Below are 2,766 nucleotides of genomic sequence, written 5' to 3'. Positions count from 1 at the left end.
GTAATTGATTTAATAGTGATTTTTGTGTTAACAGCACTGATACTTGAGCGTCTTCTAACATGAAGCTCAAGCGTTCAGTGGGATACTCTGGGTCTAGGGGTACATACGCTCCTCCTGCTTTGAGTATGCCTAATAATCCAATTACCATTTCTAGGGAACGTTCTACACAAATCCCTACTAATGTCTCTGTTTTTACACCCAAAGATTGTAAGTAATGTGCTAACTGATTCGCCCGACTATTCAATTGCTGATAGGTGAGTTGTTCGTTTTCAAACACTACTGCTATTGCATTCGGTGTTTTCTCTACCTGCTCTTCAAATAACTGATGGATGCACTTATCAACAGGATATTCAACTTGAGTATTATTCCACTCTACCAATAATTGATGTTGCTCAGTTTCTGTCAGTATTGGTAATTGGGAAATTCGCTGTTGGGGATCAGCAACAATTCCAGATAACAATGTTTGGAAATGTCCTAACAAACGACAAATCGCTGCATCATCAAATCGGCTTGTATCATAACTAATTATTACCAGTAATTCCTGACCAGGAATTACTCCCACTGTTAAAGGATAATTGGTTTGCTCAATACCCTGAACATTATCTATTGAAAAACCATAATTGTTTTTTTCCGCTGCTTCACTAACCGGATAATTCTCAAAAACAACCAGACTCTCAAATAAAGAACTCCCTCCAGGAACATCACTCAATCTTTGAATATCTGCCAATGAGCTATAGGAATATTGTTCAGACTCAACTTGCTGTATTTGTAGATCTTTCAACAAAGCCAAAACTTCAGTTTCAGGACAAGTTTTAACTCTCACTGGTAAGCTATTGATAAATAATCCTACCATTGACTCCACACCCATTAAAGATGGAGGACGACCAGATACTGTAGCACCAAAAACAATATCTGATTCTTGACTGTACCGAGATAATAATAAACCCCAAGCTCCCTGCACCAAATTATTCATCGTCAGTTGATGCTTTCGGACAAAGGTCTGTAAAGCTTCTGTTTGTTGCGCTGTCAGTTGAATTTTTTGTTCCCTGTAACGAGAATCTAACTGTTTACCCTTTAAAGATAATTTATCAACTGTTAAAGGAGTTGGTGCTGTAAAACCTTGCAGTTTTTCTCGCCAAAATTCTTCAGCTTTGCTCAAGTCTTGCTGCTGTAACCAAGCAATATATTTGTCATAGCTTAAAACTGCTGGTAGTGTTGGATTTTCACCTTTGATAATTGCTTGATAAAAATACAATAGGTCTTGGAACAGTAAAGGCACTGACCAGCCATCAAGCAATAAATGATGAAAATTCCACACAAATTGATAACTATCTGCACTCAATTGTATAACACTTAACTGCATTAATGGTGCTGTAGACAGTTGGAAACCCTGTTTTCTCTGAGACTGCACTAACACCTCTAATTTTTCTTGTGCTTCTTGAGTCGATAGGTGCTGCCAATCCTCACTCTCTATTTTAACATCCACTTGCCGATAAACTATTTGCACCGGCTCTGCCAATTGCTCCCAAATAAAAGCAGTCCGCAATATTGAATGTCTTGCTACTACTTGCTGCCAAGCTTTTTCAAATGCTCTCAGGTTTAGTTTTCCACTCAAATTGTAAATCGACTGTTCAAAATATACCTGAGAATCAGGGGCATACAAACTTTCAAACAGCATCCCCTGTTGCATTGGTGACAGTGGATATATATTTTCAATGTTTCGCCAGTTAGTTTTGTTCGTTTTGCCGAAACTTGCCAATAGTTGGTCTATTTCTAACTGGTTGAGCTTCACTAATGGGAAATCTGAAGGTGTATGACCTCCATTTTTACCTGATGCACAATGAGTAATGATGTCCTGTAATGTGTTGACAAATTCCCTTGCTAGTTTTTCAATTGTGGCTGCTTGGTGAAGATTTGTGCTGTATGTCCACTCTATTTGCAACTGTTCTTCAACTATCATGCTGTTTATATCTAGCAGATGAGGGCGGTTGTTTTGTAAACCGTGCATTCTTCCTGCTGACTCACTAGCTGGCTGCATCCAAGAGGTTGTATTAATCTGTTGATCAAATTGACCTAAATAATTAAAACTGATTTCGGCTTGGGGTAATGTCTTTAGTTGACTAGCAATTTCTGGATCTTGACTCAGATAGCGCAATAGTCCATAACCAATGCCTTTATTGGGAATAGCCCGCAGTTGTTCTTTAACAGATTTTAAAACATTCCCCAGAAAAGCATCCCCTAAATTGTCTGTAGTTGGGAGTTCTACCACTACGGGGAATATAGTTGTAAACCAACCTATTGTCCGTGATAAATCTACACTATCAACAATATCTTCCCGTCCATGACCTTCTAAGTTGAACAACACATTTTTAGAGTTTGTCCATTTGCTCAAAACTAACGCTAAAGCGGTCAGGAGAACATCGTTAATTTGTGTGTTGTAAGCTTTTGGTACATCGTGCAGTAAGGAGTGAGTTTCTGCCTCACTTAAAGACAATAAAACTGTGTTAGCTGCGGCAACAGTATTTTCCCCTTTTGTATGGTCAACAAAGATGGAAGGAACTGCGGCGCGAGTTTCATTCAACCAATAAGCCGCTTCCGATTTGAGGGTTTGTGATTGGGCATAAGCTGTTAATTGCTCAGACCAATCTTTAAAAGAGGTGGTTTTGGCAGGAAGCTGAATATCTTTGCCTTGCTCAAGTTGCTGATAGGCTGTTTGTAAATCTTCTAATAAGATTCTCCAGGAAACTCCGTCAATGGCTAGGTGAT

1 protein-coding gene is annotated in these 2,766 nt (G+C 38.9%); it reads right to left on the bottom strand.

The window, feature by feature from the left end:
* Positions 1 to 2,766 (bottom strand): condensation domain-containing protein (locus FFR48_RS26935; protein WP_162501985.1); only part of this gene is annotated, 2,766 nt, incomplete at both ends.

Source organism: Sphaerospermopsis reniformis (assembly GCF_005402885.1).
GTDB lineage: Bacteria > Cyanobacteriota > Cyanobacteriia > Cyanobacteriales > Nostocaceae > Sphaerospermopsis > Sphaerospermopsis kisseleviana.
This window is presented reverse-complemented; position numbering and strand designations above follow the sequence as displayed.